Source organism: Duganella sp. sic0402, from assembly GCF_019219065.1.
Classification (GTDB): Bacteria; Pseudomonadota; Gammaproteobacteria; order Burkholderiales; family Burkholderiaceae_D; genus Rugamonas.
The window spans coordinates 371,026-397,822 of sequence record NZ_JAHUWK010000002.1; the positions used below are offsets into that span (position 1 = coordinate 371,026).

20 protein-coding genes are annotated in these 26,797 nt (G+C 62.7%); 1 reads left to right on the top strand and 19 read right to left on the bottom strand.

Features of this window, described 5'->3' with window-relative positions; genetic code table 11:
* Positions 1-15 precede the first annotated feature (15 nt).
* The 11 genes from hflX to ndk all read right to left on the bottom strand — a co-directional run bounded on the left by hflX (position 16) and on the right by ndk (position 11,006).
* Positions 16-1,185, bottom strand: coding sequence for a GTPase HflX (gene hflX / locus KW842_RS07270; RefSeq protein WP_218303420.1), 1,170 nt, complete (start codon positions 1,183-1,185; stop codon positions 16-18).
* Between the two features lie 41 nt (positions 1,186-1,226).
* Entirely contained in the window at positions 1,227-1,463 is a 237-nt protein-coding gene (gene hfq, locus KW842_RS07275; RefSeq protein WP_072780809.1) for an RNA chaperone Hfq, read from the bottom strand.
* Between the two features lie 194 nt (positions 1,464-1,657).
* On the bottom strand, positions 1,658-3,004 hold the full coding sequence (gene der / locus KW842_RS07280; RefSeq protein ID WP_218303421.1) for a ribosome biogenesis GTPase Der: 1,347 nt from the start codon (positions 3,002-3,004) through the stop codon (positions 1,658-1,660).
* Positions 3,005-3,008: 4 nt separating this feature from the next.
* Positions 3,009-4,148 (bottom strand): outer membrane protein assembly factor BamB, encoded by a 1,140-nt coding sequence (gene bamB, locus KW842_RS07285; protein ID WP_218303422.1) that lies wholly within the window; start codon positions 4,146-4,148, stop codon positions 3,009-3,011.
* A gap of 32 nt (positions 4,149-4,180) precedes the next feature.
* A complete protein-coding gene (locus KW842_RS07290) occupies positions 4,181-4,834 on the bottom strand; it encodes a tetratricopeptide repeat protein (RefSeq protein ID WP_218303423.1) in 654 nt (217 codons plus the stop codon).
* Between the two features lie 34 nt (positions 4,835-4,868).
* Positions 4,869-6,212 (bottom strand): histidine--tRNA ligase, encoded by a 1,344-nt coding sequence (hisS, locus tag KW842_RS07295; protein WP_218303424.1) that lies wholly within the window; start codon positions 6,210-6,212, stop codon positions 4,869-4,871.
* A complete protein-coding gene (ispG, locus tag KW842_RS07300; protein WP_218303425.1) occupies positions 6,199-7,464 on the bottom strand; it encodes a flavodoxin-dependent (E)-4-hydroxy-3-methylbut-2-enyl-diphosphate synthase in 1,266 nt (421 codons plus the stop codon). The genes hisS and ispG overlap by 14 nt, the downstream gene beginning before the upstream one ends.
* Before the next feature lie 23 nt (positions 7,465-7,487).
* Entirely contained in the window at positions 7,488-8,525 is a 1,038-nt protein-coding gene (locus KW842_RS07305; protein ID WP_218303426.1) for a RodZ domain-containing protein, read from the bottom strand.
* A 13-nt stretch (positions 8,526-8,538) separates the two neighbouring features.
* Complete coding sequence (gene pilW / locus KW842_RS07310) at positions 8,539-9,354, bottom strand: type IV pilus biogenesis/stability protein PilW (protein ID WP_218303427.1); 816 nt, start codon at positions 9,352-9,354, stop codon at positions 8,539-8,541.
* Positions 9,354-10,526, bottom strand: coding sequence for a 23S rRNA (adenine(2503)-C(2))-methyltransferase RlmN (rlmN, locus tag KW842_RS07315; RefSeq protein WP_218303428.1), 1,173 nt, complete (start codon positions 10,524-10,526; stop codon positions 9,354-9,356). The genes pilW and rlmN overlap by 1 nt, the downstream gene beginning before the upstream one ends.
* 72 nt (positions 10,527-10,598) lie before the next feature.
* A complete protein-coding gene (gene ndk / locus KW842_RS07320) occupies positions 10,599-11,006 on the bottom strand; it encodes a nucleoside-diphosphate kinase (protein ID WP_161012909.1) in 408 nt (135 codons plus the stop codon).
* 249 nt (positions 11,007-11,255) lie between these two features.
* Between ndk and KW842_RS07325 the strand changes: the two genes are divergently transcribed.
* Positions 11,256-11,936, top strand: a complete 681-nt coding sequence (locus KW842_RS07325) for a Bax inhibitor-1/YccA family protein (protein ID WP_218303429.1) — start codon at positions 11,256-11,258, stop codon at positions 11,934-11,936.
* Between the two features lie 43 nt (positions 11,937-11,979).
* Here the strand turns inward: KW842_RS07325 and pbpC are convergent, their stop codons facing one another.
* From pbpC to KW842_RS07365, 8 genes are all read right to left on the bottom strand, one after another.
* Positions 11,980-14,064, bottom strand: coding sequence for a penicillin-binding protein 1C (gene pbpC, locus KW842_RS07330; RefSeq protein WP_218303430.1), 2,085 nt, complete (start codon positions 14,062-14,064; stop codon positions 11,980-11,982).
* Positions 14,061-19,727 (bottom strand): alpha-2-macroglobulin, encoded by a 5,667-nt coding sequence (locus KW842_RS07335; protein WP_218303431.1) that lies wholly within the window; start codon positions 19,725-19,727, stop codon positions 14,061-14,063. Before KW842_RS07335 ends, pbpC begins: the two co-directional genes overlap by 4 nt.
* Positions 19,728-19,829: 102 nt before the next feature.
* The gene (gene rlmD, locus KW842_RS07340) at positions 19,830-21,167 is read right to left on the bottom strand and encodes a 23S rRNA (uracil(1939)-C(5))-methyltransferase RlmD (RefSeq protein ID WP_218303432.1); all 1,338 of its coding nucleotides are present in this window, start codon (positions 21,165-21,167) and stop codon (positions 19,830-19,832) included.
* A 78-nt stretch (positions 21,168-21,245) separates the two neighbouring features.
* On the bottom strand, positions 21,246-22,250 hold the full coding sequence (gene rpoS / locus KW842_RS07345) for an RNA polymerase sigma factor RpoS (RefSeq protein WP_218303433.1): 1,005 nt from the start codon (positions 22,248-22,250) through the stop codon (positions 21,246-21,248).
* Positions 22,251-22,266: 16 nt separating this feature from the next.
* Positions 22,267-23,211: a peptidoglycan DD-metalloendopeptidase family protein gene (locus KW842_RS07350; RefSeq protein ID WP_218303434.1), complete on the bottom strand. Its 945-nt coding sequence runs from the start codon at positions 23,209-23,211 to the stop codon at positions 22,267-22,269.
* A 31-nt stretch (positions 23,212-23,242) separates the two neighbouring features.
* Positions 23,243-24,112, bottom strand: coding sequence for a protein-L-isoaspartate(D-aspartate) O-methyltransferase (locus KW842_RS07355; RefSeq protein ID WP_218303435.1), 870 nt, complete (start codon positions 24,110-24,112; stop codon positions 23,243-23,245).
* Complete coding sequence (gene surE, locus KW842_RS07360; RefSeq protein WP_218303436.1) at positions 24,109-24,846, bottom strand: 5'/3'-nucleotidase SurE; 738 nt, start codon at positions 24,844-24,846, stop codon at positions 24,109-24,111. Before surE ends, KW842_RS07355 begins: the two co-directional genes overlap by 4 nt.
* The gene (locus KW842_RS07365; RefSeq protein WP_218303437.1) at positions 24,847-26,793 is read right to left on the bottom strand and encodes a KGGVGR-motif variant AAA ATPase; all 1,947 of its coding nucleotides are present in this window, start codon (positions 26,791-26,793) and stop codon (positions 24,847-24,849) included.
* Between the last annotated feature and the right edge of the window lie 4 nt (positions 26,794-26,797).

Sequence of the window (26,797 nt, forward strand, 5' to 3'; positions counted from 1 at the left end):
GTGAGGAGACACGCATTAGTGTGATCCAACGTCAAGGTGGGTGGAATTGCTCTCTACTGCTAATTCTTCTTCTGGGTCTGCATCGACCTGATATGGCTGCTGCAGACGCGCGCCTGGCGCATCCTTGGCCCATTCAGTGATGGCGCCGCGCAGCAGATCAAGTCCTTCACCAGTGCGGGCACTGAGGAAGACTCGGGAAATCTTATCATACTCATCCCGTTCAACCGATGGCTGGAGGTCGGCGGCATCGATCTTGTTCCACACCAGAATCTGCGGAATATGATCGGCGCCGATTTCCTTCAGCACCAGGTTGACCTGTTCGATCTGCTCCATGCGCACCGGCGACGCGGCGTCGACCACGTGCAGCAGCAGATCGGCGTGGATGGTTTCCTCCAGCGTGGCGCGGAACGCCGCCACCAGCTGGTGCGGCAGCTCGCGCACGAAGCCGACCGTATCGGACAGCACCACGTTGCCGACTTCCTCACCCATGTAGACACGGCGCGAAGTCGTGTCCAGCGTGGCAAACAACTGGTCGGCAGCATACACGCCAGCCTTGGTCACGCTATTGAACAAGGTTGACTTGCCGGCATTGGTATAGCCCACCAGCGAAATCGAGAAGGTCTGGGTACGATTGCGCGAACGGCGCTGGGTCTCGTGCTGCTTGCGCAGTTTGGCCAGGCGCGCGCGCAATGCCTTGACGCGCTCGCCGATCAGCCGGCGGTCAGTCTCCAGCTGCGTTTCACCAGGACCGCGCAAGCCGATACCGCCCTTCTGGCGCTCAAGGTGAGTCCAGCCGCGTATCAGGCGCGTGGCCAAGTGCTGCAACTGCGCCAGCTCAACTTGCAGCTTGCCCTCGTGACTTTTGGCGCGCTGCGCGAAGATGTCGAGGATCAGGCTGGTCCGGTCCAGCACCCGGATGTTCAGGCGCTTTTCCAGATTGCGTTGCTGCGCCGGCGATAGCGCATGATTGAAGATGACGATTTCGAGGCGGTCCGCCAGCACGGCCTGACCGATTTCATCGGCCTTGCCGCTGCCAACGAAATAGGCTGCGTCCGGGGAAGAACGCTTTGCCGTGATGATCGTCACTGGTTCCGCGCCCGCTGAACGAGCCAGCAGGTTCAGTTCCTCGACGCTGGCGGCAAAGTCGCCCTGTCCGAAATCGATACCGACTAGAGCTGCACGCATACGACGGTCAGGCTAGGTGAAAAGAAGCGATGCTGCAATGCTTATTCCGCTTCGTTTTCAATATTGAGATTAACGGCGCGGGCCGGTACCACGGTGGAGATGGCGTGTTTGTAAACCATCTGGGTCACGGTGTTGCGCAGCAAAACGACGTATTGATCGAACGACTCGATATGGCCTTGCAGCTTGATGCCGTTGACCAGGTAGATCGAAACAGGAACGTGTTCCTTGCGCAAGGCATTCAGGAATGGGTCTTGTAACAGTTGCCCTTTGTTGCTCATAACAGCTCCATTTTATGTTGTTGTGTTGGAAGTGGAGGCGAAACGCTTGATTTCAAGGTCGTGGCCCAGCGAAAAGTCATAAAAAAGTCAAACTATTTTCGCTGAAACACCGCTCGCCACGTCTAAAGTGGTGCTTCTAAGCCACTGTAACCTGTTTTTGTTTTTTTTGCAGGGTGTTCCTGCAAAAAAACGCATTATTTTCCGGAAGTTTTTGCGAACGGGTTTTTGCCGGTACGCAGTTCGATGCGCAGCGGCGTGCCCACCAGATTGAAGGTCTCGCGGAAATGCTTTTCCAGATAGCGCTTGTACGGATCGGCGATGGCGTCCAGGGCATTGCCGTGGATCACGATGACCGGTGGATTCATGCCGCCTTGGTGCGCATAGCGCAGCTTCGGACGGATCGAACCCTTGCGGCGCGGCTCCTGCTTTTCCACTGCTTCGATCAGCGCGCGGGTCAGCTTCGGCGTCGACAGGTCAGCAAACGCCGCCGCATACGCCTGGTCCAGCGATTTCATCAGTGGACCGATGCCCTGCGCCTTCAGCGCCGAGATAAAGTGCATCTTGGCGAAGCCGAGGAAGTCCAGCTTGCGGTCGATATCGATCTTGATTTCATCGCGCTGCCACGATTCCAGGCCATCCCATTTATTCACGGCGATGACCAGCGCGCGGCCAGTCTCCAGCACGAAGCCGGCGATGTGCGCATCCTGCTCGGAAATGTCCTGCTGCGCGTCCAGCATCAGCACTACCACATTGGCTTCCGAGATCGATTGCAGCGTCTTCACCACCGAGAATTTCTCGATCGCTTCAAACACCTTGCCGCGGCGGCGGATGCCGGCGGTATCGATCAGCGTGTACTGCTTGCCTTCGCGCTCGAACGGAATCTCGATCGAATCGCGGGTGGTGCCCGGCATATCGAAAGCGATCACGCGTTCTTCGCCGACCAGGGTGTTGATCAGCGTCGACTTGCCGACGTTGGGACGGCCCACCAGCGCGATCTTGATACCGCGATTGGTCGGCTCCAGCTCTTCCGGATCTTCCGGACGCTTTTCAAATGCCGTGTCCAGCGCCAGGTCGACCAGGTCGTGCACGCCGTCGCCGTGTGCCGACGAAATGACAGCCGGTTCGCCCATGCCCAGTTCATAGAAGTCCGCCACCACCGCGTTGTAGCGCATGCCCTCCGCCTTGTTGACGACCAGGATCACCGGACGGCCGCTCTTGCGCAGGAAGTCGGTGATGGTCTTGTCGTGCGGGGTCAAGCCCTGGCGGCCGTCGACGATGAAGATGACGACATCGGCTTCGGCCACGGCCTGCTTGGTCTGCTTGGCCATCTGGTGGAGGATGCCTTCCTTGGCCACCGGCTCAAAGCCGCCGGTGTCAATAACGAGGAAGGGACGTTCGCCGACACGGCCCTCGCCATAGTGACGATCTCGCGTCAACCCAGGCAAGTCCGCCACCAGCGCATCGCGCGAGCGGGTCAGACGATTGAACAAGGTCGATTTCCCTACATTGGGTCGACCCACTAGTGCGATTACCGGCTTCATTTTATTATTCGACCGCGAGAGCGGTCACAGTCCCTGATTGGGTTTGGAAAATCAAATTCGTGCCAGCGATGACGGGATCAGCGTTGATTGCGCTGCCGTCGGTCGCCACACGACCAATAAATGCCCCATCTTCCCGCGACAGGAAGTGGATGTATCCCTGGTAGTCGCCCACCGCCACCGTGCGTCCATAGGACACGGGAGTGGACAGCACGCGGTACGACAACTTGTCGTTCTTCCAGGCGTTGGCGCCGTTTTCACGGCTGTAGGCGGATACTGCGCCTTTGTCGTCGGAGACGAATACGAAACGCTGGTCCACCGCCACACCCTTGTCGGAGGACGTGGCCTTGCTCCAGTGCGGTGCGCCGTTGGTGGCGTCAAAGCACGCCACGCGGCCCTGGTAGGACACCGCGCACACATCTTTTTCAAACACCACCGGCGTGCCGGCGATGTCGGTGACGCGTTCCAGCTCGGTAGAGCCGCGCGGTTCGCCGACCACCACCTCAAAGCGGGTGGTGCCGGCTGCGGTGTTCAGCACCAGCAGCTTGCCGCCCGGCTGGGCGACGTAGGCGCTCTGGCCATCGATCACCATGCCCGGCGCATTGCGCAACGTCAGGGCCGGCGTGGTGCGCGGCACATTCCACTTCTTGGCGCCGGTCTTGGCGTCGTAACCGGCGATCATATTATCGACGCTGCGCACCACCACCAGGCCGCCGCCCGCTTCCGGCGACGACAGCACTTCACTGGTCGCCTGCGCCTTCCACAGCTGCTTGCCATTGATATCGTAGGCCAGCACCTGGCCCTTGGCGCCGCCAACCACCACCACCTCACCGTCGGTGCCTACACCGGCGGTGAGATCGACGCCAGTCTTGACGCGCCAGATTTCCTTGCCGGTGGCGGCGTTCAGGCGCACCACGGCGCCGTCGGCGTCAGCCACATAGATGCTGTCGCCAAAGAAGGCAGGCGCAAACACGGCGTTGCCGGCTTTGCCGAGCGAGTATTTCCATACCACTTTCGGCGTCAGCGACGGGTTCTTCAGCTCCACCAGCGGCGCTGGCAGATTCTTGCTTTCTTTCGATCCGAACAAGGAACAACCGGCCAACATCGCAAACACGCTTGCTGCAACTACTTTTTCGGTAATACGCATAATTTTTAAGCCTTGATCGTTACGTGTCGGGATTAAGCAGCGCCTTTTTCAGCAGGCACGGTGCCGCCGATTGCTTCCAGTTTCATCTGGATCAGTTGACGGCCAGGATTACTCTTGTCGGTGGCGTTATAAGCTGCCTCGTAGGCGCTGCGCGCCTCGGCCAGCTTGTTCTGCGCAGCCAGGATGTCGCCCTTGCGGTCGGCGGCGGCGCCGGCGAACTGCGCAGGCACATCGCCTTCCAGCGCCTTCAGTGCTTCCGGATAGGCTTTCTCGTCCAGCAGCACGCCGGCCAGACGGATCTTGGCAACCGCCTTGAATTCGGCGGCGCCGTGATCGGCCGCCCATTGCAGCTGGGCCTTGGCCGATTTCAGATCGTTGGCGTCGAAGGCGCTCTTGGCGGCGGTCAGCGCGGCCATAGGCGCGTAGGCGGTGCTGCCATACTTGCTTTCCATGTCGCCGGCAGCGCGCAGCACCTTGGCGTTGTCCTTGGCTTCGACTGCGGCCTGCAGCTCGGCGTACAGCGCCGATGCTTCAACAGCCTGGGTGCGCTGATGGTATTTCCAGTAGGTCCAGCCAGAGTAAGCCGCCAGCGCGGCGATCAGCACCCAGCTAACCAGATTGCCGTACTTGTCCCACCACGCTTTGAGGGACGCGAGTTGTTCTTGTTCTTCAAGATCGTATGCCATGGTATTCGTCTGCCGTTATAGTTGAATGGAATGCTTAGTGATTGCAGTGCTCATCGTGCACATGGTGGTGGTGATCGCCGCTGTCGGTGATCTGGTCCACCACAAAGTCCACCACGCCGTCGAACGGCACGGTGGTTTGCTGCTGCTCGCCCTCGGCCGCGCGCATCGATTTGACGGCGGCAGTGTGGTTCGCCACTTCGTCTTCGCCGATGATGACGGCAAAGGCAGCGCCGCTGCCGTCGGCCTTCTTCATCTGCGACTTGAAGCTGCCGGCGCCGGCTGCGGTGGAGCCGTGCATGATCACGTCCAGGCCAGCGTCACGCAGACGCTCGCCCAGCACGAAAGCTTGCAGTTGCGCGGCCTCGCCCTGGTGTACCAGGTACACGTCGCACTGGTTAGGCGCATCCGGCTCGCCGGCTTCCTTCATCAGTTCCAGCAGGCGCTCGATGCCCATGGCGAAACCGACGGCAGGCGTCGGCTTGCCACCGAACGAAGCGATCAGCGGATCGTAGCGGCCGCCGGCGCACACCGTGCCCTGCGAACCCAGCGCGTCGGTGACCCACTCGAACACGGTGCGGTTGTAGTAATCCAGGCCGCGCACCAGGCGGGTGTTGATCACGTACGGGATGTTGTTATGGTCGAGGATCTTGCGCACGCCGTTGAAGTGCGCCAGCGATTCTTCGCCCAGGTAGTCCATCAGCTTAGGCGCGGCGTTGACCATGTCCTGCATCGCCGGGTTCTTGGTGTCCAGGATGCGCAGCGGATTGCTGTGCAGGCGGCGCTTGGCTTCGGCGTCGAGGATGTCCTCGTGCTTTTCCAGGTAGGCGATCAGGTCGACGCGGTGGCGCGCGCGCTCTTCGGCGTCGCCGATCGAGTTCAGTTCCAGGCGGATTTCCGGCAGGCCCAGGTCATCCCACAGGCGGCGGCACATGATGATCATTTCCGCGTCCACGTCCGGGCCGCTGAAGCCGACCGCTTCGCAACCGAACTGGTAGAACTGGCGATAGCGGCCGCGCTGCGGACGCTCGTGGCGGAACATCGGGCCGGTGTACCACAGGCGCTTCGGACCTTCGTAAACCAGGTTGTGTTCGATCACCGCGCGCACCGCGCCGGCCGTGCCTTCAGGGCGCAACGTCAGCTGGTCGCCGTTCATCGAATCTTCGAAGGAGTACATCTCCTTTTCGACAATGTCGGTGACCGCGCCAATCGCGCGCTTGAACAGCGCAGTATCTTCCACGATCGGCGTGCGGATCTGCTGGAAGCCATAGCTCTGCACCACCGATTGCGCGGTGTTCTCGAACAGCTGCCACAGGTGCGAGTCCTGCGGCAGGATGTCGTTCATGCCCTTAACGGCAGTGATTTTTTCAGATTTGGACATATTCTTTACTGTAGTTCTTCTTCACGTAATTCAGTACGATTTCCTGGAATTCCTCAACGATGCGCTCACCGCGCAGCGTCGCCACCTTGGCGCCGTCAACAAACACTGGCGCGGCCGGCGATTCGCCGGTGCCCGGCAGGCTGATGCCGATGTTGGCGTGCTTGGACTCGCCCGGACCGTTGACGATGCAGCCCATCACGGCCACGTTCATCGCCTCCACGCCCGGATAGGTTTTTTTCCACTCCGGCATCTGCTCGCGCAGGAAGGTCTGGATGTTATCCGCTAGCTCCTGGAAGGTGGTCGAGGTGGTGCGGCCGCAGCCTGGGCAGGCAATCACCATCGGCGTGAATTTGCGCAGGCCCATGGTTTGCAGAATCTCCTGGCCCACCACTACTTCCTTGGTGCGGTCACCGCCCGGTTCCGGTGTCAGCGAAATACGGATGGTGTCGCCGATACCCTCTTGCAGCAACACCGACAGCGCCGCCGTCGAAGCAACGATGCCCTTGCTGCCCATGCCTGCTTCGGTCAGGCCCAGGTGCAGCGGATAGTCGCAGCGTTTGCCTAGCTCGCGGTAGACCGCGATCAGGTCCTGCACGCCAGAGACCTTGCACGACAGGATGATCTTGTCGCGGCCCAGGCCCAGTTCTTCGGCGCGCTGCGCGTTTTCGATGGCCGAGGTAATCAGCGCTTCATACATCACCTGCTGCGCGGTCCATGGATTAGCGCGCACGGCGTTCTCGTCCATGATGCGCGCCAGCAGTGCCTGATCCAGGCTGCCCCAGTTGACGCCGATGCGCACCGGCTTGTCGTAGCGGGCCGCCACTTCAATCATCTGCGCAAACTGCGAATCACGCTTGGCGCCCTTGCCCACGTTGCCCGGATTGATGCGGTACTTGGACAAGGCCTTGGCGCATTCCGGATAATCGTTCAGCAGCGTGTGGCCGTTGTAGTGGAAATCGCCGACCAGCGGCACGTCAACTTCCATCTTGTCCAGCTGCTCGCGGATGTAGGGCACCGCCTCGGCGGCCTCCGGACGATCCACGGTCAGGCGCACCAGCTCCGAGCCGGCGCGCGCCAGGTCGCGGATCTGGATCGCGGTTTCAATCGCGTTGGCGGTGTCAGTGTTGGTCATCGACTGCACCACCACCGGCGCATCGCCGCCCACCCAGATTTTACGCTCGCCGTGCGAGATCAACACCCGGCGGCTGGCGCGGCGATCCGTTGGTCCCGATGGAATAGCAGTTTGCGTCATGATTACTCTGTTCTTACTTAATCTTATTTGATGTTCACGCGTGAAATCGTGCCGCCTGGGATGGCCGGCAAGGCCAGCGGCGAACCGCCCAGCGTTGCCTGCACCCCGGTTGGCTTGCCGATGATCAGCAGCGCCGGGTCCTTGATATCAAAGGTTTCGGTGCTGCCGGCTTTCACCAGACGCGAAATCAGCGGCGTCGTGCCAGGGCGGCGGATTTCCACCCACGAATCTTCGCTCAGCTTCAGCACCAGCTGATGGCCCACGCCATTCGCCGTTGCCGAGATGGTTGGCGTCGGCGCGGCAGGCGCCGGCGTCGCTACGCTCGGCGCAGGTGCGGCGGCAGCCGGCGCTGGCACTGGTGCTGGCGCGGCGGCCGGTGGCGACACTGCTGCAACCACCGGAGCCGGGGCAGGCGCAGGTGCAGTTTCCGGCACGGCGGCCGATGCGACTGGCGCGTTGGCCTGCTCGCCTTGCGGCGGTACCGAAATCAGCGGCACATTCGGCTGCTGCAGCGCTGCGTTTTCCTCACCCGGCTTGACCAGCGTGGTCTCGATCGGCGGCGTGGTTTCAGCCGTCTTGACTTCTTCCTTGCGCTCAAACAGCGACGCCGGAATCATGCCATTCTGGTAGGCGTAAGCGGCCGCGCCGCCCACCACCACAACCGCCGCCAGGCCGATCAGCCAGCCGGACGCGCCGGACGAGCGCTCCGTCATCGACGGGAAGCGCGACTCCGAGAATGCGCCCGATAAATCCTTGCGCGGCGCCATCACCTCGGGGCTGGTGGGCGGCTCGACTTCAATCATCGCGACCAGCGGCGCCGCGTCCATCTTCAATACCTTGGCATAGGCGCGCACAAAACCGCGCGTCACCGCCATATTGGGCAGCGCGGCATAATCGCCGGCTTCCAATGCCTTCACCTGGCGCACCGCCAGTTTCAGTTGATCTGCAATCTGCTCGGCCGTCCAGCCCATCGCCTCACGCTGGGCCGCCAGTAATGCTCCGGGCGTAGCCTTGCCAGTGCTGCCATGTTCTTTCGGCGGTTCTGCCCACTCAGAATTCATTGGTATCCCTGTTTCACTCATCAAACGCCCCACGTTGATAAGCAGCATATTCGGCCGATCCGGCGTGGTGACGGCGCAATTGCGTCGCCCAGCCCGCTTCCGCATCCGTATCGCCCAGCTTATGCTGCACCTTAATCGCGAGCCACAGCACATCGGCCGTCAGGCTCTCCATCTTTGCCACCTTGCCCAGGCGGGTGATAAAGAAATTGGCGCGCACATAATCGCCCTTTTCCATATACACGCGCGCCAGATTGGCATTGGTGGCCGGCAGGTCAGGCGTCAACTGCAAGGCTTGCAGCAGATAACGCTCCGCGCTGGCGTAATCCTTGATCTTCAATGCGCAAGAACCGGCATTGTTCGCGGCGCTGGCCGGCGAACGGTAGGCACGGTTATTCAGGGCCGCATCAAACAGCGGCAGCGCTTCCTTTACCCGGCCAAGCTGGCACAGGAAGGAACCGTAGTTATTCGCCAGCTCCGGGCTGCTCGGCGCCAGCTTGCGCGCGCGGACGAAGTTGTCTTCGGCCAGCGCGGTCTCCCCCATCTGCTGGTAGATCAGGCCGCGCATGCCGTAGGCGTCCGCATGGTTGGCATCGGCCGCCAGCGCCAGCTTGACTTCATCCAGCGCCACCGCGTACTGGCCCTGCTGGAAGTAGCCGATCGCCAGCTGCATGCGGATGTCCACCTTACGCTGCGCTGCGGTCTGGTCCGACGCCGTCGCCAGTTCCGCCTTGCCGCTCTGCCCTGCTCCCTGCGAGGCGCAACCGGCCAGCATCCCCGCCGCGCACAGGGCGACGAGAGTAAGCCGGCTACGCTGCGCCAATAAGGTCATCAGGAATGGATCTCCACGATCTTGCCGAAATTGGCGCCAAACTTTTGCTGGTACTCGGCCATCTTTTCCATGCGCTGCTGGACCTTGGTGCGGTCCTGCACTTCGCCGGCGAGCTGGCCGCAGGCAGCATCGATATCGTCGCCACGGGTTTTGCGGATGGTGGTGACAATGCCGGCATCCACCAGGATTTGCGCAAACGCTTTGATGCGCGGGTTCTTCGAGCGCAGCAGACCCGACTCCGGAAACGGGTTAAACGGAATCAGGTTGAATTTGCAGTTGACGCCGAATTCGCGGTCGGTCACCAGCGCGATCAGTTCGCGCGCGTGCTCGTCGCTGTCGTTGACGCCGTCCAGCATGCAGTACTCGAAGGTGATGAAGTCGCGCGGCGCGAATTCCAGATAGCGCTTGCAGGCCGCCATCAGCTCCTTCAGCGGATATTTCTTGTTGAGCGGGATCAGGCCGTTGCGCAGCTCGTCGTTAGAAGCGTGCAGCGAGACCGCCAGCGCCACCGGCACTTCCTGCGACAGCTTGTCGATCATCGGCACCACGCCCGAGGTGGACAAGGTCACGCGGCGGCGCGACAGGCCGTAGGCGTTATCGTCCAGCATCAGCTTCAGCGCGGTGGCGGTCGGCTCGAAGTTCAGCAGCGGCTCGCCCATGCCCATCATCACCACGTTGGTGATCTGGCGCTCGCCTTTGGGGCCCATCTCGACACCCTTGGTGCGGCGCAGTTCGAATTCCGCCATCCACAGCTGGCCGATGATTTCACCGACACTCAGATTGCGGCTGAAGCCTTGCTTGCCGGTCGAGCAGAAGCGGCAGTTGACGGCGCAGCCGGCCTGGGTCGAAATGCACAGCGTGCCGCGGTTTTCTTCCGGAATGAACACGGTTTCGACCGCGTTGCCATTGCCGACGTCGACCAGCCATTTGCGGGTGCCGTCGGTGGAGGTATGGTCGCTGATGATGGCCGGCGCCGCCACGAAGGCGCGGGTTTTCAGTTTGTCGCGCAGCGACTTGGCCAGGTCCGTCATGGCGTCGAAATCCGACGCGCCGAATTGATGGATCCAGCGCTGCAGTTGCTTGGCGCGGAACGGCTTCTCTCCCAACTCGGCGCAATACGCGATGAGCTGCGCGGGATCGAAGTCCAGCAGGTTGGTCAGAGGAGCGTTCATATTCTGGTTCAAATCAGTACTTATCATTTATCCCGTTTCCGCACCGCAGTGCGGAAACGGAATCCTTACAAATTACTTACCGAAGAAGTAAGCGATTTCAACAGCAGCGGCTTCCACAGCGTCCGAGCCGTGAACTGCGTTGGCGTCGATCGAGTCAGCGAAGTCAGCACGGATGGTGCCTTTGTCGGCTTTCTTAGGATCGGTGGCGCCCATCAGTTCGCGGTTTTTCAGGACGGCGTTTTCGCCTTCCAGCGCTTGGATCATGACTGGGCCCGAAACCATGAAGTCCACCAGGTCTTTGAAGAAACCGCGCTCTTTGTGCGCAGCGTAGAAGCCTTCAGCTTCTTCGCGGGTCAGTTGCTTCATTTGCGCGGCAACGATCTTCAGGCCAGCTTCTTCGAAGCGGGTGTAGATTTTGCCGATCACGTTTTTTGCAACTGCGTCTGGTTTGATGATCGACAGGGTGCGTTCGATTGCCATTTGAAAAACTCCAATAAAAAGAAAGGTTTAAAACGAAATTGATAATCCAATCAACCTTTGATTTTACCATAGAACGCCCTATATTCCGAAGCATAGCGGGTATATAAGCCTGCAACACGGCTTTTAACGCTGACATTAACCCGGTTTAAGCCGGAATTAAGTGCTTTTCTAGCATGTTTTTACGTATTTTTACCCTGACATGCTATGCTTCTACCAAAGTAGTACCCGAAATCCTTTACTGGAGGCAATATGATTAACATGCAAAAAACTTACGACCTGGCGGGTAGCCGCCAAGCCGTGCAGCACCGCGTGCTGCGCAACACTTACTGGCTGCTGGCCCTGTCGATGGTTCCGACCGTCCTCGGCGCAGCCATTGGCGTGTCCCTGCACCTGCCGCTGGGCGGCGGGATGATGGCGCTGCTGTTCCTGGCGGTGGCTTTTGGTTTCATCTGGGCCATTGAGAAGAACAAGGATTCCGGTCTGGGCGTGGCCCTGCTGCTGGGCTTCACCTTCTTCATGGGCCTGATGCTGACGCCGCTGCTGTCGCGGATACTCGGCTTCGCCAATGGCGGCTTCCTGATCATGGCCGCGTTCGGCGGCACGGCGGCGGTGTTCGCGGTGCTGGCGTCGGTGGCCACGGTGTCGAAGCGTGATTTCTCGGGCATGGGCACCTGGCTGTTCGCCGGCGTGATCATCCTGATGCTGGCGTCGATCGCCAACATCTTCCTGCACATCCCGGCGCTGGCGATCGTGATCTCGGTGGTGGCAATTGGTATCTTCTCGGCCTACATCCTGTACGACGTGCAGCAAATCATCAACGGCGGCGAGACCAACTACATCCGCGCCACGCTGAGCCTGTACCTGGACGTGTACAACATCTTCACCCACCTGCTGTCCCTGCTGGGCATCTTCGGTGGCGACCGCGACTAAGCGGTAGCAGTTTCCCCAAAAAGCCGGCCTCGCGCCGGCTTTTTTATTGCGCGCCAGCCCCGCGCACCTGAAAGCTGGCGCGGGCAACTGCATTGGCGTTGACGTCGATCAGAGCCAGCTGGTGCGGGCCGGGGGTTGGGCGCCAGGCGTAGTCGGCGTTGGCCTGGCCGAGCGGCTCGCCGTCGAGCTGCCAGCGCAGGCCCTGCCCGGCCTGCGCCTGGAAGAACACGCGCTGGATGGCGTCTGGGATATCGGGATCGAGCGCGATGATGCTGGATTCGCCCGGATAGAGGATTTTCGGCACGCGGTGCTGGTCTTGCAACAGAGCGATCACCGGGCTTTGCGTGCCTGCGATGAACCATTCGCTGCGTGCCTGCTCCAGGGCCGGCTCATACACGATCTGCTGGCGAACCACGCCGGCCGGCGGCTTGGGCGCGCGGCTGATCTGGCCGCGATGCAGGTAATCCATGACATCGCGCCAAACCGGCGCCGCGCCGCTGACGCCGGAGACATCCCACATCGACTGCCCATCAAAGTTACCGACCCAGACGCCAACCGTGTACCGGTCGGAATATCCCACGCACCAGTTGTCGCGCATGTCCTTGCTGGTGCCGGTCTTGACCGCGCTCCAGAAAGTGGTGGCCAGCTCATTTTTCAGGCCGAAGGTGATGCTGCGCGCCGCCCGGTCAGCCAGGATGTCGCTGATGATGAAGCTGGCCTTCGCATCCATCACGCGGCGCGGCGTGGATGCAGCGCGCGGCACCAGGGTCGGCGCGTCATACATGCCGCCGTTGGCCAGCGCGCGGTAGGCATTGCTCAGCTCCAGCAGCGACACTTCGGCCGAGCCGAGCGCCAGCGAATAACCATAGTATTCGGCCGGCTGCGTCAAACTGCTCAAGCCCACCTCATGCAAGCGTTCGTGAAAACGCTCCATGCCCGTCATCACCAGCGTACGCACCGCCGGCACGTTGAGCGAACTGGCCAGGCTGGTGCGCGCGCTGACGTAGCCCTTGAAATTCTTGTCGTAGTTCTGCGGAATGTACATCCCCGACGGCGTGGAAATATCGATCGCCGTATCATCCATCAGCGATGCCGCCGTGATCTGCTTGCGCTCCAGCGCCAGCTCGTACAGGAAAGGCTTGAGGGTTGACCCAGCCTGGCGCAGGGCGGCCACGCCATCCACCTCGCCGCCGCCCGCATTACCGACATACGCGAGAATCTCGCCGCTGGCGTTATCCAGCACAATCACCGCGCCATCGTTCACATTGCGCCCGGACAGCGCCGCCAGCTGCTGGCGCAATACGCTTTGCGCATGACGCTGCAAGCCCGCATCCAGCGTACTGCGCAAGGCCTGTCCGCTGCGCGTCAACAGCTGCTGCGCCACCTGCGGCGCGGGCGGCAGATAGGCCGCCAGTTGCGGCCGGCTCATTGCCACGATAATGCGCAACTGGATCTCGCTGCACGTTGACGGCAGGTGCAGCTCGTGCGCAAGCGCACAGGCGCGCTGCGCCACCACCTTCTGCCCCGCCGACGGCCCGCGCAGCAGGCTGGCGAGTATCACCGACTCGCTCATATCCAGCCCGGACGGCGCTTTGCCGAACATGCCGCGCGCTGCCGCACTAACGCCTTGCAGCTCGCCACGGTAGGACACCATATTCAGGTAGGCCTCCATGATCTGCTGCTTGGTCCAGTGTGCATCCAGTTCACGCGCAGCTTTTACCTGATCCCACTTTTGCCCCAGACTGCGGCCAGTGGCGCCGGGTTGCAGGGCGGGGTCGAGCAGCGCGGCAAGCTGCATGGTGATGGTCGAAGCGCCGCGCGGCCGCGTGCGGAACAGATTGTCCCAGGCCGCCTGGGCCGCCGCGCTCCAGTCCACGCCATCGTGCTGATAGAAACGGCGGTCTTCGGCTTGCAATACCGCAGCAGGCAGCGCCGGCGAGATATCGTTCAGTGCCACCCACGGTAAACGGCGCACCGTCATATCGATGCGCAGCGACTGAATCGCTTCGCCATGCCGATCCAGCAATTGTGCATCGGACGGGCGGTAGGCCGCCCTTACCTGCTCGAAGCTCGGCGCGGCATGCGCCACACCTGCCAGCGCCAGCAACAAGACAATCGCCGACTTCATTTGACAGTCACCTCGGCATTCGGCGCAACGCCGAACATCTCGGGGCTATACATCGCCTCGACTCGCGTCGGCGGCAACTGGAACTGGCCCGGATTATTCAGGCGCACGGTGTACTCGACGCTCCACTTCCCTTTCGGCACAAACTCGTAATACGCGCGATAGCCTTCAAAGGTGCGCTCCTGGAAGGCCGGATAGGTCCAGCCGCTGCTGCGCTCACCGGCCGTCATGATCTGCGTATCGCCGCCCAGGCCGGAGCCCAGCACCGTGGCGCTGGCGGGAATCGGATCATCCACCACCACCCACGTCATATCCGACTGCGCCTCCAGCTCCAGCTTGACGCGATACACATCGCCACGCGACCAGGCGCCCTTGGCTTTCTGCTCCACCGGCGTGATGGTCTTGACGATCTTGTAGCCGCTGGATAGCGGTGCCTTCAGCGGCACGGCCGACAAAGTCTGCACCGTGGCCCATGGCTTGCCTGCGCCCTTGTGCTCCAGCTCCAGCTGGCCGGCGCCGCGCGGCCACGGCAACAGCGCCGTGCCGCCCGGCGGCTGGCCGCCAAAGGCGACGCTCTTGCTGGCGTTGCCGAGCGTGGCCGCAGAGCTGCCGCTGACCTTCTCGCTTTCAAACAGGCGCGAGAACTTGTCGATCGCCAGCACGCCCCAGGCATTGGCAACGGTAGTGCCCCAACGGCCTTTCTGCTGTCGCCCCAGCGCGCCGCGCGCCAGCCGGCCGATATCGCTCTTCCAGGCCGGATTATCGGCCATCAGCAGCAGCAAGCGGTTGGCGTTGCTGTCGGCGGAGGACATCAGCCACCACCAGTCATCGCTACGCTCGGTGGAAAAAGTCATCGTCGTGCCTTGCAGGTTGAGGCGTGCGCGCAGGATCTGCTCCACCTCTTTCAAGCGTGCCGCCTGCTGCGGCAGGGCCGGCGAGTGTTGCAGGATCTGATACCAGTCGATGACGGCGGATGTCGGCCACAGGTTCGGCTGCACGGTGAATGACGCCAGGTCATCCGCCTCGGCCGGCCGCGAATGCGACAAGGCTGCCAGCGCCGCCACCTTGCGCACCGCCAGATCGGAAGTCGGCAAGGCCGAGTAGCGCGTAATCTTCCCGCGCACGAAGTCCAGCAGCGCGGATTCCATGCGGCCTTTCAGATTTGGCGGAATCGCGTAGCCCGCTTCGGCGGCGGCCGACAGCACATACGCTGTCAGCGTATCGCTGCCGAGGTACATCGGCGGGAAGTACTTCAGCAGGCCATCGCTGTCGAGATGCGCAGGCAGCTTGTCCAGCACCGACCTCCATAAGGCCTCGTCATGCAGCGCGATCGAACGCGAGGTGATTTGCTCGAAGCAGGTGTAGGGATACTTCAGCATGTATTCGCGCACACCCGGCAGGTCGCCGCCCAGATTGGGGCTGAACTGCACCTGCACGCCGCCGCGTCCCGGCAGCGCGTCCTCCGGCTGGCGCACCTGCATGGATTGTTTGCCGTCCAGTTGCAGCAGCGTCGCCTGCATCACCGTCACCGGCACGGCCGGCGCCACCTTCTGCGTGATCTTGATACGGTCGGTGGATGCCGCGCCGCCCTCCACCGCCGCGCTGACATCCCACGCCAGCGTGCTGACCGACGCCGGCACCTGCACATCCCAGCCAACTTCGCGCGCCTGGCCAGGCTCCAGCGACACGGTCTGCGGCGACAACGCCATGCCGCCGGCATTGGCGCTCAGCGTGGCCTTGACCGCAGCCTCAGTGGTATTGCGCAGCGTGAAGTTGGCGCGCAGGCGATCACCTTCGCGCACCAGCGACGGCAGGCCGCTCAGCAAAATCAAGTCCTGCGAGGTGCGGATATCGGCACGGCCGGTGCCGAACAAATCCGCGTCCGCACTGGCGATAGCGACAATGCGGAACGCCGTCAGCGTATCGTTGAGCGGCACCTGCACCGTGGCCTCGCCGTTGGCGTCCAGCGTCACGCGCGCCTTCCAGAACAGCAGCGTATCGAACAGCTCCCGGCCCGCGCCCTTGCCACCACCACCGCCGGCCGGTACTGCCTTGCGGCCGAAGTGACGCTTGCCGACCACCTGCATCTGCGCGGTGGACGTATTCACTTGCAGGCTGCGCTGCGCCATCATCGCCTCCAGCAGATCCCAGCTGGTGTTGGGCATCAGTTCCAGCAGGCCGACATCGACAGCGGCCAGCGCCACTTCCGCGCCTGCCGGCGGCGCCGAACCGTCGGGACGCGACACTTTCACCGCCACCGTGGCCTTGTCGCGCACCTTGTACACCGGCTTGTCGGCGGATACCCGCACCTTCAGCTCATTCGCCGACCAGCCCACGCGTACCGGCGCGATGCCAAGCTTATAGGCCGGCTTACCCAGATCGACCAGCGCGGTCGGCTGCACGCTATCCACACGGCCGCGCACCACCAGCGCCGACACGTAGACATTCGGCGCATAGTTCTTTTTGATCGGGATGCTGAATACCGGCTCGCTGCCGCTCAAGGGACGCACATAGGTGTCGATCACGCCTTCACGCTCCACGGTGACCAGCGCAGTCGCTTCGCGGAACGGCATGCGCACCTGGAAGCTGGCGGAATCGCCCGGCTCGTAGCGCTTTTTCTCCGGCAGCAGATCGATACGGTCGTTATCGCTGGCGGCAAACCACCAATCGGTGCCGTTGGCCACCCAGGTTTCGCGCTTGGTGACAGCGACGCGCTGCTGTGCATCCTGAGTCTTCGCGCGCAAAATCAGAGTACCCGACGCCGGTGCTTTCACCTTGCAGATCAACAGGCCGCGCTGATCCGTCCTGCCCTCGCAGGCCGCGCCCAGCGCCTTGATCTCGCTACTGTTCTCGTAGGCGTAGAAGCCGCCGATCAAGCGGCGGCGATGCGAATAGGACTGGCGCTGGAAGAAGTCCACCGCCACCGGCGCATCGGCCACCGGCTTGCCCTGCAAGTCCAGCACTGCGACCGTGAACTTGAGCGCGTCTTTGCTCATCACCCAGCCGTCCGGCTGAATCCCGATCACATAGCTGGACGGCCACAACGGAATGCGCGTCGCGGCGGACAGCGTTTCGCCATTGGCATCCTGGAAGGTCATCTCGGCCAGCACTTCCTGCGGCGTTTGTGCTGCGGGCAGCTGATCGAGCGTGACGCGCGCGCCACCGGCTTTGTCCAGCGTCAGATTGCGGGTCTTGATGTTGGCCGGACCGCCGGAGGCATCTCCCTCGCTTTCGAACTCGCCCTCGTCATCATCAAACACCGGACGATTGCGCTCGGCGCCGACCATGACATCGCCGGCGCTGAAGCTGAAGTCCGCGTAATCCTCGAAGCTGACGCTCTTCTCCTGCACCACAGTGCGCAACTGCACCGGCGCGTCGGCTGCGCCGCCGCCGGACAGATAACTGAGCTGCGCATCCAGCTGCACCGACGATGCCTGCACCGCCGGCGCCTTCGGCCCTTGCAGCACCGCCTTCATGGTCGGCACGCGGAATTGCTCGACGCGGAAGCGTCCTGCGGAACGTCCGCTCAGCATCAGCGCATACCAGCCCTGTTTCGCGTCGGCTGGAATGGTCCAGGTGCTTTCTGCGGAGCCGTTGGCCTGCCACTTCAGCGGCAGCTCATATCGTTGCTCACTGCCCTCATGCAGGATAGTCAGCTTGTCGCCTTGCTCCTTGGGGGCGCGGACGATGCCCTGCTCGACGTGGCGGCGCAGGAAGTGCTTCATATGCACCGTTTCGCCAGCGCGCAGCAGCGTGCGATCGAACACCGTGGTGGCGATGATGTTGCGGGGGCTGTCGTAAGCGCTCGGCAGGTTGAAGCGCCAGGTCTCGATACCGTGATCCCAGTCGGACAAGGTAAAGGTCATATCGGCGCCCAGGCGCGCGCTGATGAAATAACGGTCCTCCGGGTTACGCGGCAGCTCCTTGCGGATGTGCGCCAGGCCGCCGCTGTCGGTCATGCCCTGCCACAGCAGCTTGCCGCGATAATCGCGCACCGCGACCTGGGCCTGCGGCACCGGCTGCCCCTTGTCGAGCGAGGTCACCCACACCAGCGACGACTCTTCGCCGCGCTTGAAGTGCGCCACCATATTCGTCACCAGCGCCGCCGCGCTGACATAGGCCGGGCCGCCTTCCAGCGCCAGCGCGGCGCCCAGCTTCGGACTCGCCAGCTCCACCACATAAAAGCCCGGCTTGCGCAGCGGGATGCCGACCACCTCGAACGCCTTGGCGCCGCCCGGCTTGGGCAGCGAGAAGCGTTCAACCTTGCCGCTGCTGGCGCCGCCGCCCAGCAGCGGCTTGTCCATCGCAGACGCGTGCAACTCGCGTGGCTGCCAGCTATAGCTGGACCCCATGCGCTTGAGCCACCCGATCACCTGCTGGTCCTGCTGCTCGCTGGAGGATGCGGCGTCGTTGACGCGCAGCGCGCCGCCGTCGACCTTGGCGCCGCGCACACTGGCCTCCACATTGCGCACGGTGACTGGCAACAGCTTGTCGCCCTTGGCCTCGATGATGCCGAAGCGCGCCGGGAACTTGACCAGCGGCGGCTGCGCATCGGTGCGGATCACCATCGGGAAGCGCGTTTGATTGACCAGCGCGCGGCCGGCATCATCTTTCAGATTCGCCGGCAGCGACAGCGTCAGCTTGGCCTGTTCGGGGAATGGTCCGTTGAAGCTCAGCCATTCCAGGTATTCGCTCTTGCCCTCATCCTTCTCCAGAGCAGGCTTGTACACCTGGCCGCGCGGGCCGACGATTTTCACGGCCAGCGCGTCGGCGCGTTTAATCGGCGCGGTGAACTGCACGCGCATCGGCATGAACGGCACGCAGCCGGCATCGGCTGACTGTCGCCTGCAGCTAAAGCGCGCGCTGAAATCAGGCCGGGTCCTGAACGCCAGCGTTTGCGCCTGCGTGGTGACGATGCCACTCTCGGCGGCAATGCCCGCGCCCCACACCAGCGACACCTCGGCCCCCGGTGGCAGATTGCGCTGACACTGCAGGACAGCGACCGGCAGCTTATCGAGGCGCTGGTTGTTCACCAGCGTTTTGGCGCGCCACACCACGCCACGCGCCTTGAAGTACAGCGACAGATAGCGCTCGGTGAAAGACTTGCGCAGTTCCAGCACGCGCTGGCGTTCTGCGCCTTGCAGCACGCGCACGCCGATTTTCTCGTTGATGCCTTCGGCCTGGCACCAGGCGTGCGACGTAATCGTCTGCTCGACTGCCGGCGCATCCAGGCCCAGCACAAAGATCTGCTGCTCGTCGATATAACTGGAACCCTCGCGCGGCGCCGCTTCAACGATGGCCGGGCCGCCGGTATCAAATGAGAACTGACGCTGGCCGCCGAGCGGTTTGCCGTCAATGTCCTTGACATCGTCCTTCAGCGTAAAGCGGCAGGCCACGCCGGCTGGCAGGTCGCGCGCAAAATCGTAGCTCCAGTTCTGTCCGTCGATCCAGCGCCCCTTGCCCAGCTCCGGACAATCGACATTGAACGGATCGCCCAGGCGCATATCGCCCAGCGGCACCATCTGCGCGCTGAAACGTGCCGCCACCTGGCGCACATCCTTGACGGTGCCGGTCGGCGAAAACGAGAGAACGGAAGTATCGGCCAGAACGGCCAGCGGCAGACTGCAAAAAGCAGCCATCGCGATGATACGGGACAGGAGGCGCATGCCAACTCCGGGGAGCTGATGAGATCAGCTCAGTGTTGCGCACGCCTCCCGCAAAGTCAATAACGTTAAGAAAAAAACATCCGGGAGTTTGCCCCCGGGAGTTTAGAGGTCGAAGACGGCCATCGATTCGACGTGCGAGGTGTGCGGGAACATGTTCACCACGCCGGCTTTGTCCAGCTTGTAGCCGGCTTCGTTGACCAGCACGCTAGCGTCGCGCGCCAGCGTCGATGGGCTGCACGAAACGTAGACGATGCGCTTCGGCAGGAACTCCGGATTGGTCTTGCGCAGCTCGCCGAGCGCCTGCGACAAGGCCATCGCGCCATCGCGCGGCGGGTCGATCAGCATGCGGTCGAATTTGCCCAGGTCGATCAGATCCTGCGCTGTCACTTCAAACAGGTTGCGGTTGTAGAAGGTGGTCTTGCCGTCCAGGCCGTTGGCTTTGGCATTGCTCAGCGAGCGGTCGGTCAGCGCCTGGCTGCCTTCGATGCCGACCACTTCGCGCGCCAGCGTCGCCAGCGGCAGCGTGAAGTTGCCCAGGCCGCAGAACAGGTCGGCCACGCGGTCTTCCGCCTGCACATCCAACAGGCGCAGCGCCTTGTGCACCAGCACGCGGTTGATGTGGTGGTTGACCTGGGTGAAGTCAACCGGCTTGAATGGCATGCGCACGCCGAATTCCGGCAGCAGGTAGTGCAGCTGCGGTTCCAGCGGATAGAACGGCGCGGCCGTTTCCGGCCCCTTGGTTTGCAGCCAGAACTGGATCTTGTGCTGGTCGGCGAAGGCTTTGAGCTTGGTTTCGTCGTCGGCGCTCAGCGCGTCCATGATGCGCAGCACCAGCACGGTGACGTCTTCGCCGATGGCCAGTTCGATCTGCGGGATTTGGTTGAACAGCGTCAGCGAGCCGATCAGCGCACGCAGCGGCATGAACAGGTCGGACACATGCTGAGGCAGGATCTGGCAGCTCTTGATATCCGCCACGAAGACCGAGCGCTTTTCCTTGAAGCCGACCAGCACCGTGCCTTTTTTCTCGACCCAGCGCACCGACAGGCGAGCGCGGTAGCGGTAGCCCCAGGTCGGGCCGTACATCGGGCGCATGATGTTGTCGGCGGTGACTTTGCCGATGTGCCACAGGTTGTCTTCCAGCACGCGCTGTTTGATGGCGACCTGGGCGGTTGGCTCCAGATGCTGCATCGAGCAGCCGCCGCAGTAGTCGAAGTGTTCGCACTTCGGCTTGACACGCATCGACGATTCGCGGTGCAGCGCGGTCATGCGCGCGGCTTCCCAGTTTTTCTTTTTCTTAAACGTTTCAAAGCTGACGCGCTCGCCTGGCAGCGCGCCTTCCACGAACACCACTTTGCCCGGCGTGCCGTCTTCATTTTCAATATGGCCGACGCCACGGGCGTCCATGTCGAGCGATTTGATGTCGATGGTATTTTCTTGCATAACGATTAATCTTTGAATGAAAAGGCGGGCGTCGGCGGGCAATGCGCCGGGGCGACATGATACCAGAACAGGCAGGGACTACAGCAGGGAATCGCGGACCACGCCGCGGGCGGCCATGGCACGCTTGAGTTTGACCAGCGCTTCCTGCTGGATCTGGCGCACCCGCTCACGCGTCACGCCCATCTCTTCGGCCAGTGTTTCCAGCGTGGCAGGATCGTCGTTGTCGAGGCCAAAACGGCGCATGATGACGATGCGCTGCTTGTCCGGCAGCTTGGTCAGCCAGTCGCGCACCAGTACCGTCATTTCGTGATGCTCGGCACGGGCATCGGGACTGTCGTCGCTGTCGCCGGGCAGCATGTCCATCAGCGACGATTGCGGATCATTGTCCAGCGGCGCATCCAGCGAGGTAGCGTGCTCGGACAGCGCCAGAATATCCTGCACCTCCTCCACCGGCCGCCCGACCAGCTCGGCGATATCCTCGGCGGTGGCGTCTTTGCCGTTGTGGTGCAGGGCTTCGAGGTGGTATTTGCCGCGCAGGATCTGGTTCAGCTCGCGCACCATGTGCACCGGCAGCCGCACCGTGCGCGCCTGGTTCATGATGGCGCGCTCGATACTCTGGCGTATCCACCAGGTCGCGTAGGTAGAAAAACGGAAGCCGCGCTCGGGTTCGAACTTGTCGATGGCGCGCATCAGGCCGATGTTGCCCTCTTCGATCATGTCCAGCAGCACCACGCCACGGTTGATGTAGTGCTTGGCGATCGACACCACCAGCCGCAGATTGTGTTCGATCATGGTCTGCCGCGCCGAGAAGTCGCCGGCCTTGGCCAGCGTGGCGTAGTGGACTTCCTGCTGTGCGGTCAGCAGCGGCCGGGTACCGATCTGGTTCAGATAGTGCTGGGTGGTGTCGGTGGACAGCTCGGCGGCCAGCACTTTTTTCAGCTCATCGACCGTCTCCAGCACCGCACTGGATTCCGGTGCGCCGGCGGCGTCCGCGCCATCATGGACTGCCTCATCGTCCGCCTCATCCCGGAAGTCGTCCGGGAGCGAGTCGTCATCCATCGGATCGTGCGGCGTAGAGGTCATGGCTTACATGGCTCAGCTAGCGGTTAGGCAGGAAACGGGAAGGGTCCACCGGTTTGCCCTGCTGCCGTATTTCAAAGTGCAGCTTGACGGAGTCGGTATCGGAGTCGCCCATTTCCGCGATCATTTGTCCCTTGTTCACGCTCTGCCCTTCCTTCACCAGGATGGTCCGGTTATGCGCGTAAGCAGACAACAAGTTATTACTGTGCTTCACAATGACGAGATTACCATATCCACGGATGCCGCTGCCGGCATACATCACTTTTCCGGCGCCGGCAGCCACGACTTGCTGGCCAGCCTTGCCGGCGATGTCAACGCCCTTGTTCTTGCCTTCGTCGAAAGTGGCGATGACCTTGCCTTCTGCCGGCCAGATCCAGGTCAGGCTGGCATCGTCGGCGGCCAAGGCCGGCGCCGCAGGCGCTGCGGCAGGTGCGGCCGGACGGCTGGCGGCGGCCACGGCTGGCGCCGCAGCAGGCGCGCTGGCGCCTTCCTTGCCATTGTCGGCGCGCTGCAATTCCGCCAGATTGGCTTCGGTGTACGGCTTCTTCTCGCCTTTCGGGCCGGTTTTCTTGACCACCGGCGCTGGCGGCGGCGCCTTGTCGGACGGCGGCATGATCACGGCGGCGGTTTCCACGCCAGGGCTGTTCGGCGCACTCTCCGGAGGCAGCACGCGCAGCACCTGGTCGACCTTGATGTCGTTCGCGTTGGACAGATTGTTCCACACCACCAGGTCACGGTAATTCTGGCCAAATTCCAGCGCGATGCGGATCAGCGTATCGCCTTTTTTGACGGTGTACAGGCCGCGCTCTTCACGGGCGATCTGCGCCGTTTCGCTTGGCGTGGCGGGTTTGACAGCTGGCGTGATCGGGCGATCGATAACCGGCGCCTTGTTCGGAGGGGATTGGCAGGCGCTCAGTAAAACGAGCGCAAAGCCCATGGCGAGCACATTGCTTTTATTCGTCATTCTCATCTTCATCTAGTGGTACGGGCGCTATCTAGATAACGCCCGGACGCAAGGGCACAAAGTGGCAGTCTTCCAGCGTTTCGCTGGTCCACTCCTGCTTGCCGATGCGCGTAATCAGTTCCAAATGCTGCGTGTGGACGCCTACCGGCGCGACCAGGCGGCCGCCGATTGCCAATTGGTCCAGCAGCGCTTGCGGCACTTCCATTCCGGCCGCGGCCAGAATGATACCGTCAAACGGGGCAGCTTGCGGCAGCCCAAGCATACCATCTCCGTAGTGCAGGCGCAGGTTCGGGACGCGCAGCGGCCGCAAATTGGCCTTGGCCAGCTCGTGCAGCGGCTTGATGCGCTCTATGGAATACACCTCCTGCGCCACGCAGGACAGCACAGCGGCCTGGTAGCCGCAGCCGGTGCCGATCTCCAGCACGCGCCTTAATTGGCCGCCGTTGCGCATCACTTCGATCATGCGGGCGACGATATAAGGCTGGGAAATCGTCTGGTGATGGCCGATCGGCAGCGAAGCATCGACATAGGCTTGCGGCGCCAGTCCCTCGTCCATGAACATATGGCGCGGTACGGTGTCCATCGCGCCCAGCACCACCGGGTCCTTGACGCCCTGCTTGGCGATGCGCTGCACCATGGCGCGGCGCACGGCGTCCGACACCAGCGGATTCGAGCGCGGCACCTGGGACGGCGCGGGCTGGGCGCGCTCCAGCGCGTAGCTATGCGACTTGGATGGGGTCGCCACCGAACGCGGGGCGGGATATTGCGGCGGCGCGTAGCGCGCGGCGTTTTGTGTGGCGGTTTGCGGTGTTGCCACCGGCTTGAATACCGTTGCCTTCCTGGCCCCCTGATCGACTACCGAGGACAGCGGCAAAGGAAAGGTACGGTTTTTTTCGGTCATGCCAAGGCCTTTGCCAGTGCATTGAGTTGGGTGGTGTGGGTAAGATCGATCTGTAGCGGAGTGATCGACGTCTTGCCTTGCGAACAAGCATTGAAGTCCGTGCCCTCGCCTGCGTCCTTGCAGGCGCCAGGCGGGCCAATCCAGTAGATATCCCTGCCGCGCGGGTCCTTGGCCTTGATCACCGGCTCAGACTGGTGGCGCCGCCCGAGCCGGGTGGCTACCACCTGATTAAGCTGATCATAAGGACGGTTGGGTATATTCACGTTCAGCAGATAGGGATGCGGCAGCGTTTCATAATAGCGCTGCACGATGTCACGCGCATGACGGGCGGCGTCGTCGATGTGTTCCCAGCCATACGCGCCCTGCGAAAAGGCGATGGCGGGAATGCCAAACAGATAACCTTCTGTCGCGGCTGCGACAGTGCCGGAATACAGCGTGTCGTCGCCCATATTGGGACCGTTGTTAATGCCGGAAACCACCAGGTCGGGCCGGTAATCCAGCAAGGCCGTCAGCGCCACGTGGACGCAGTCGCTAGGCGTCCCATTGACAAAATAAAAACCATTGCTGGCCTGCTGTACCGACAATGGCCGGTCCAGCGACAGGGAGTTGGACGCGCCCGAGCGATTGCTGTCGGGCGCCACCACCACGATCTCGGCGATCGGGGCGAGCGCATTGGCCAGCGCATTGATGCCAGGCGCCAGGTAGCCGTCGTCGTTGCTTATCAGGATTCTCATTCAAAGGATTTTACCCGAAGCAATGGCTGGGCTGCGCATGCCGGCCGTCCCCTTTTCGTATAAATTTTTATTCACCGGGGCGCCGTGCCGGCGCGACGGCCGCAGCAGCGCATCGCCATAGTCGTCCATGGACGCGTTCTGGTGCAGCTCCGGCACCAGCGGCGCCTCACCCGCCGGCACGCCCAGCTGCATTTGCGCGTCCACTAGCTGATCGCGGGCATTGCGGGTTTCTGCATGTTCCGGCCCCAGCCGGCGCAGCTGCGCTTGCAGGACGGCGTCCAGAAGGCTGCGGGCGGCGTCGGTTTCTTGCATCTGTAGCAAGGTATTGGCCAGTGCGCTCTTGGCACGCAGCGTCTCCGCGTGCTCGGCGCCCAGCAAGCGCTTGCGCGCCGCCAGCACCTGCTCCTGTATGCTGCGCGCGCTGTCGATATCGCCCAGCTGCAACAACAGGCCGGCGCGCGCCAGTCGCGCCGACAGGGTTTGCAGATGCTCAGCCCCCAGCAAGCGCAGATAGGCGTCCAGCACGGCGTCCTGCAAAGACAAGGCCTCGGCCAGGCGGCCCTGGGCGGCCAGCGTGTCTGCCAGATCGGCGCGCGCGGCCAATGTATCGAGGTGCTCGGCGCCCAGCTGACGATCGCGGGCGTCGACGATGGACTCGTCGAGGAACTGCGCCTCATCCAGCCTTCCCTGCCGGCGCAGCACGCCAGCCAGGTTGGCCTTGCTCAGCAGGGTGTCAGGATGGTCTTCGCCCAGGCCGCGCTGGCGCAGCGCCACACTTTCCTCAAAACTTGCCTGTGCCTGACGCCAGCGGCCTTCGTCGCGGTACAGTGCGCCCAGCGCGTTAAGCTCGCGCGCCAGCGGTGCGGCCACCGCGCGCGCCGCCACCCCGCCCCGTTCCAGTGCCCGCCGCGCTTCGCCAATCAGGTCCAGCAGCGCGATTTCGCGCAGCGATTGCCACGGAAAATAACCGGGCGCCAGCCACGCCAGCAGCGACTCGAAAGTGCGCGTCAGCGAAAAACGGTCGCCGCCGCATTCCTGCCGCACCGCCACCTGCTCGCCATGCGCCAGCGCGCGGGTCTGCTGTAGCTGGACTTCGTCGAAATAGCTCTCCAGCGACAGCTGCTGCATGCCATAACTGTCGCGCAGCACCTGTTCAAAGCCGGACTGATAGCCGACGATGTGTTGGGAGGCATCGTCGCGCCGCCATTGGGCGCGCTGGGCGCTGTCGTCCATTTCCATGCGGGACGGCAAGGGATAAACCATCAGCGGCCGCTGTTCGTCCTCGTGGCTGCGGCGGTAAGTGGTGGCGCGCTGCACCAGCGCTTGCACGCCATCCAGGCTCTGCCGGTTGGGCGTGAACACGAGCACCAGCTTGCGCGGAAGCAAGGTTGTGCAAATTCCGGCCACATCGGTGCGGCCGGTGCGCGAATCGACCAGCACATAGCGGAAATGCCGCGCCAAGCGGTCAGCGAAGCAGCGGAACAGCGCCGGGCAGCGATGGAATAGCTGTTCCCAGTCCATGGCCGCCAGCCGCTCGGCAAAGGTATCGTCGAGGCGGCCGGCGCGCATCAGGTACAGCTGGCTGCCCTCGTCGACGCGGGTGACGTAATGCTCCCAGCCGACCGCGCCCAGTACCTCGTGCGCCAGTGTCTCCTCGTCCAGCGCCACGCCATCGAGGCGGCTTTGCAGCTGCTCATGGCAGGCTTCGAAAAATTCCAGCACGCCAGGCTTGTGGTCCGGATGATGATCGAAATAATGATGCAGGCCAGGCGCCTCCAGATCCCAGTCGATCATCAGCACCGGTTCGGTCGCATCATGCCGGCGCGCCAGCAGCACCGCTATATTAGAGAGCGCCATCGTGCGCCCGGTGCCGCCCTTGTAAGAATAGAAAGTAATGACTTCGCCGGTGGTGCCCAGCGGTGGTAGCGACGGGGAAGTGAGTTCCATGACT

Bases quoted from the DNA above. Each gene is read 5' to 3' on its own strand.
- KW842_RS07325 (WP_218303429.1), top strand. From the start codon at position 11,256: ATGATTAACATGCAAAAAACTTACGACCTGGCGGGTAGCCGCCAAGCC.
- hflX (WP_218303420.1), bottom strand. From the start codon at position 1,185: ATGCGTGCAGCTCTAGTCGGTATCGATTTCGGACAGGGCGACTTTGCC.
- rlmD (WP_218303432.1), bottom strand. From the start codon at position 21,167: ATGCAAGAAAATACCATCGACATCAAATCGCTCGACATGGACGCCCGT.
- KW842_RS07290 (WP_218303423.1), bottom strand. From the start codon at position 4,834: ATGGCATACGATCTTGAAGAACAAGAACAACTCGCGTCCCTCAAAGCG.
- hisS (WP_218303424.1), bottom strand. From the start codon at position 6,212: ATGTCCAAATCTGAAAAAATCACTGCCGTTAAGGGCATGAACGACATC.
- pilW (WP_218303427.1), bottom strand. From the start codon at position 9,354: ATGACCTTATTGGCGCAGCGTAGCCGGCTTACTCTCGTCGCCCTGTGC.
- ispG (WP_218303425.1), bottom strand. From the start codon at position 7,464: ATGACGCAAACTGCTATTCCATCGGGACCAACGGATCGCCGCGCCAGC.
- ndk (WP_161012909.1), bottom strand. From the start codon at position 11,006: ATGGCAATCGAACGCACCCTGTCGATCATCAAACCAGACGCAGTTGCA.
- KW842_RS07355 (WP_218303435.1), bottom strand. From the start codon at position 24,112: ATGACCGAAAAAAACCGTACCTTTCCTTTGCCGCTGTCCTCGGTAGTC.
- KW842_RS07365 (WP_218303437.1), bottom strand. From the start codon at position 26,793: ATGGAACTCACTTCCCCGTCGCTACCACCGCTGGGCACCACCGGCGAA.
- rpoS (WP_218303433.1), bottom strand. From the start codon at position 22,250: ATGACCTCTACGCCGCACGATCCGATGGATGACGACTCGCTCCCGGAC.
- KW842_RS07335 (WP_218303431.1), bottom strand. From the start codon at position 19,727: ATGCGCCTCCTGTCCCGTATCATCGCGATGGCTGCTTTTTGCAGTCTG.
- hfq (WP_072780809.1), bottom strand. From the start codon at position 1,463: ATGAGCAACAAAGGGCAACTGTTACAAGACCCATTCCTGAATGCCTTG.
- KW842_RS07305 (WP_218303426.1), bottom strand. From the start codon at position 8,525: ATGAATTCTGAGTGGGCAGAACCGCCGAAAGAACATGGCAGCACTGGC.
- bamB (WP_218303422.1), bottom strand. From the start codon at position 4,148: ATGCGTATTACCGAAAAAGTAGTTGCAGCAAGCGTGTTTGCGATGTTG.
- der (WP_218303421.1), bottom strand. From the start codon at position 3,004: ATGAAGCCGGTAATCGCACTAGTGGGTCGACCCAATGTAGGGAAATCG.
- rlmN (WP_218303428.1), bottom strand. From the start codon at position 10,526: ATGAACGCTCCTCTGACCAACCTGCTGGACTTCGATCCCGCGCAGCTC.
- pbpC (WP_218303430.1), bottom strand. From the start codon at position 14,064: ATGAAGTCGGCGATTGTCTTGTTGCTGGCGCTGGCAGGTGTGGCGCAT.
- surE (WP_218303436.1), bottom strand. From the start codon at position 24,846: ATGAGAATCCTGATAAGCAACGACGACGGCTACCTGGCGCCTGGCATC.
- KW842_RS07350 (WP_218303434.1), bottom strand. From the start codon at position 23,211: ATGACGAATAAAAGCAATGTGCTCGCCATGGGCTTTGCGCTCGTTTTA.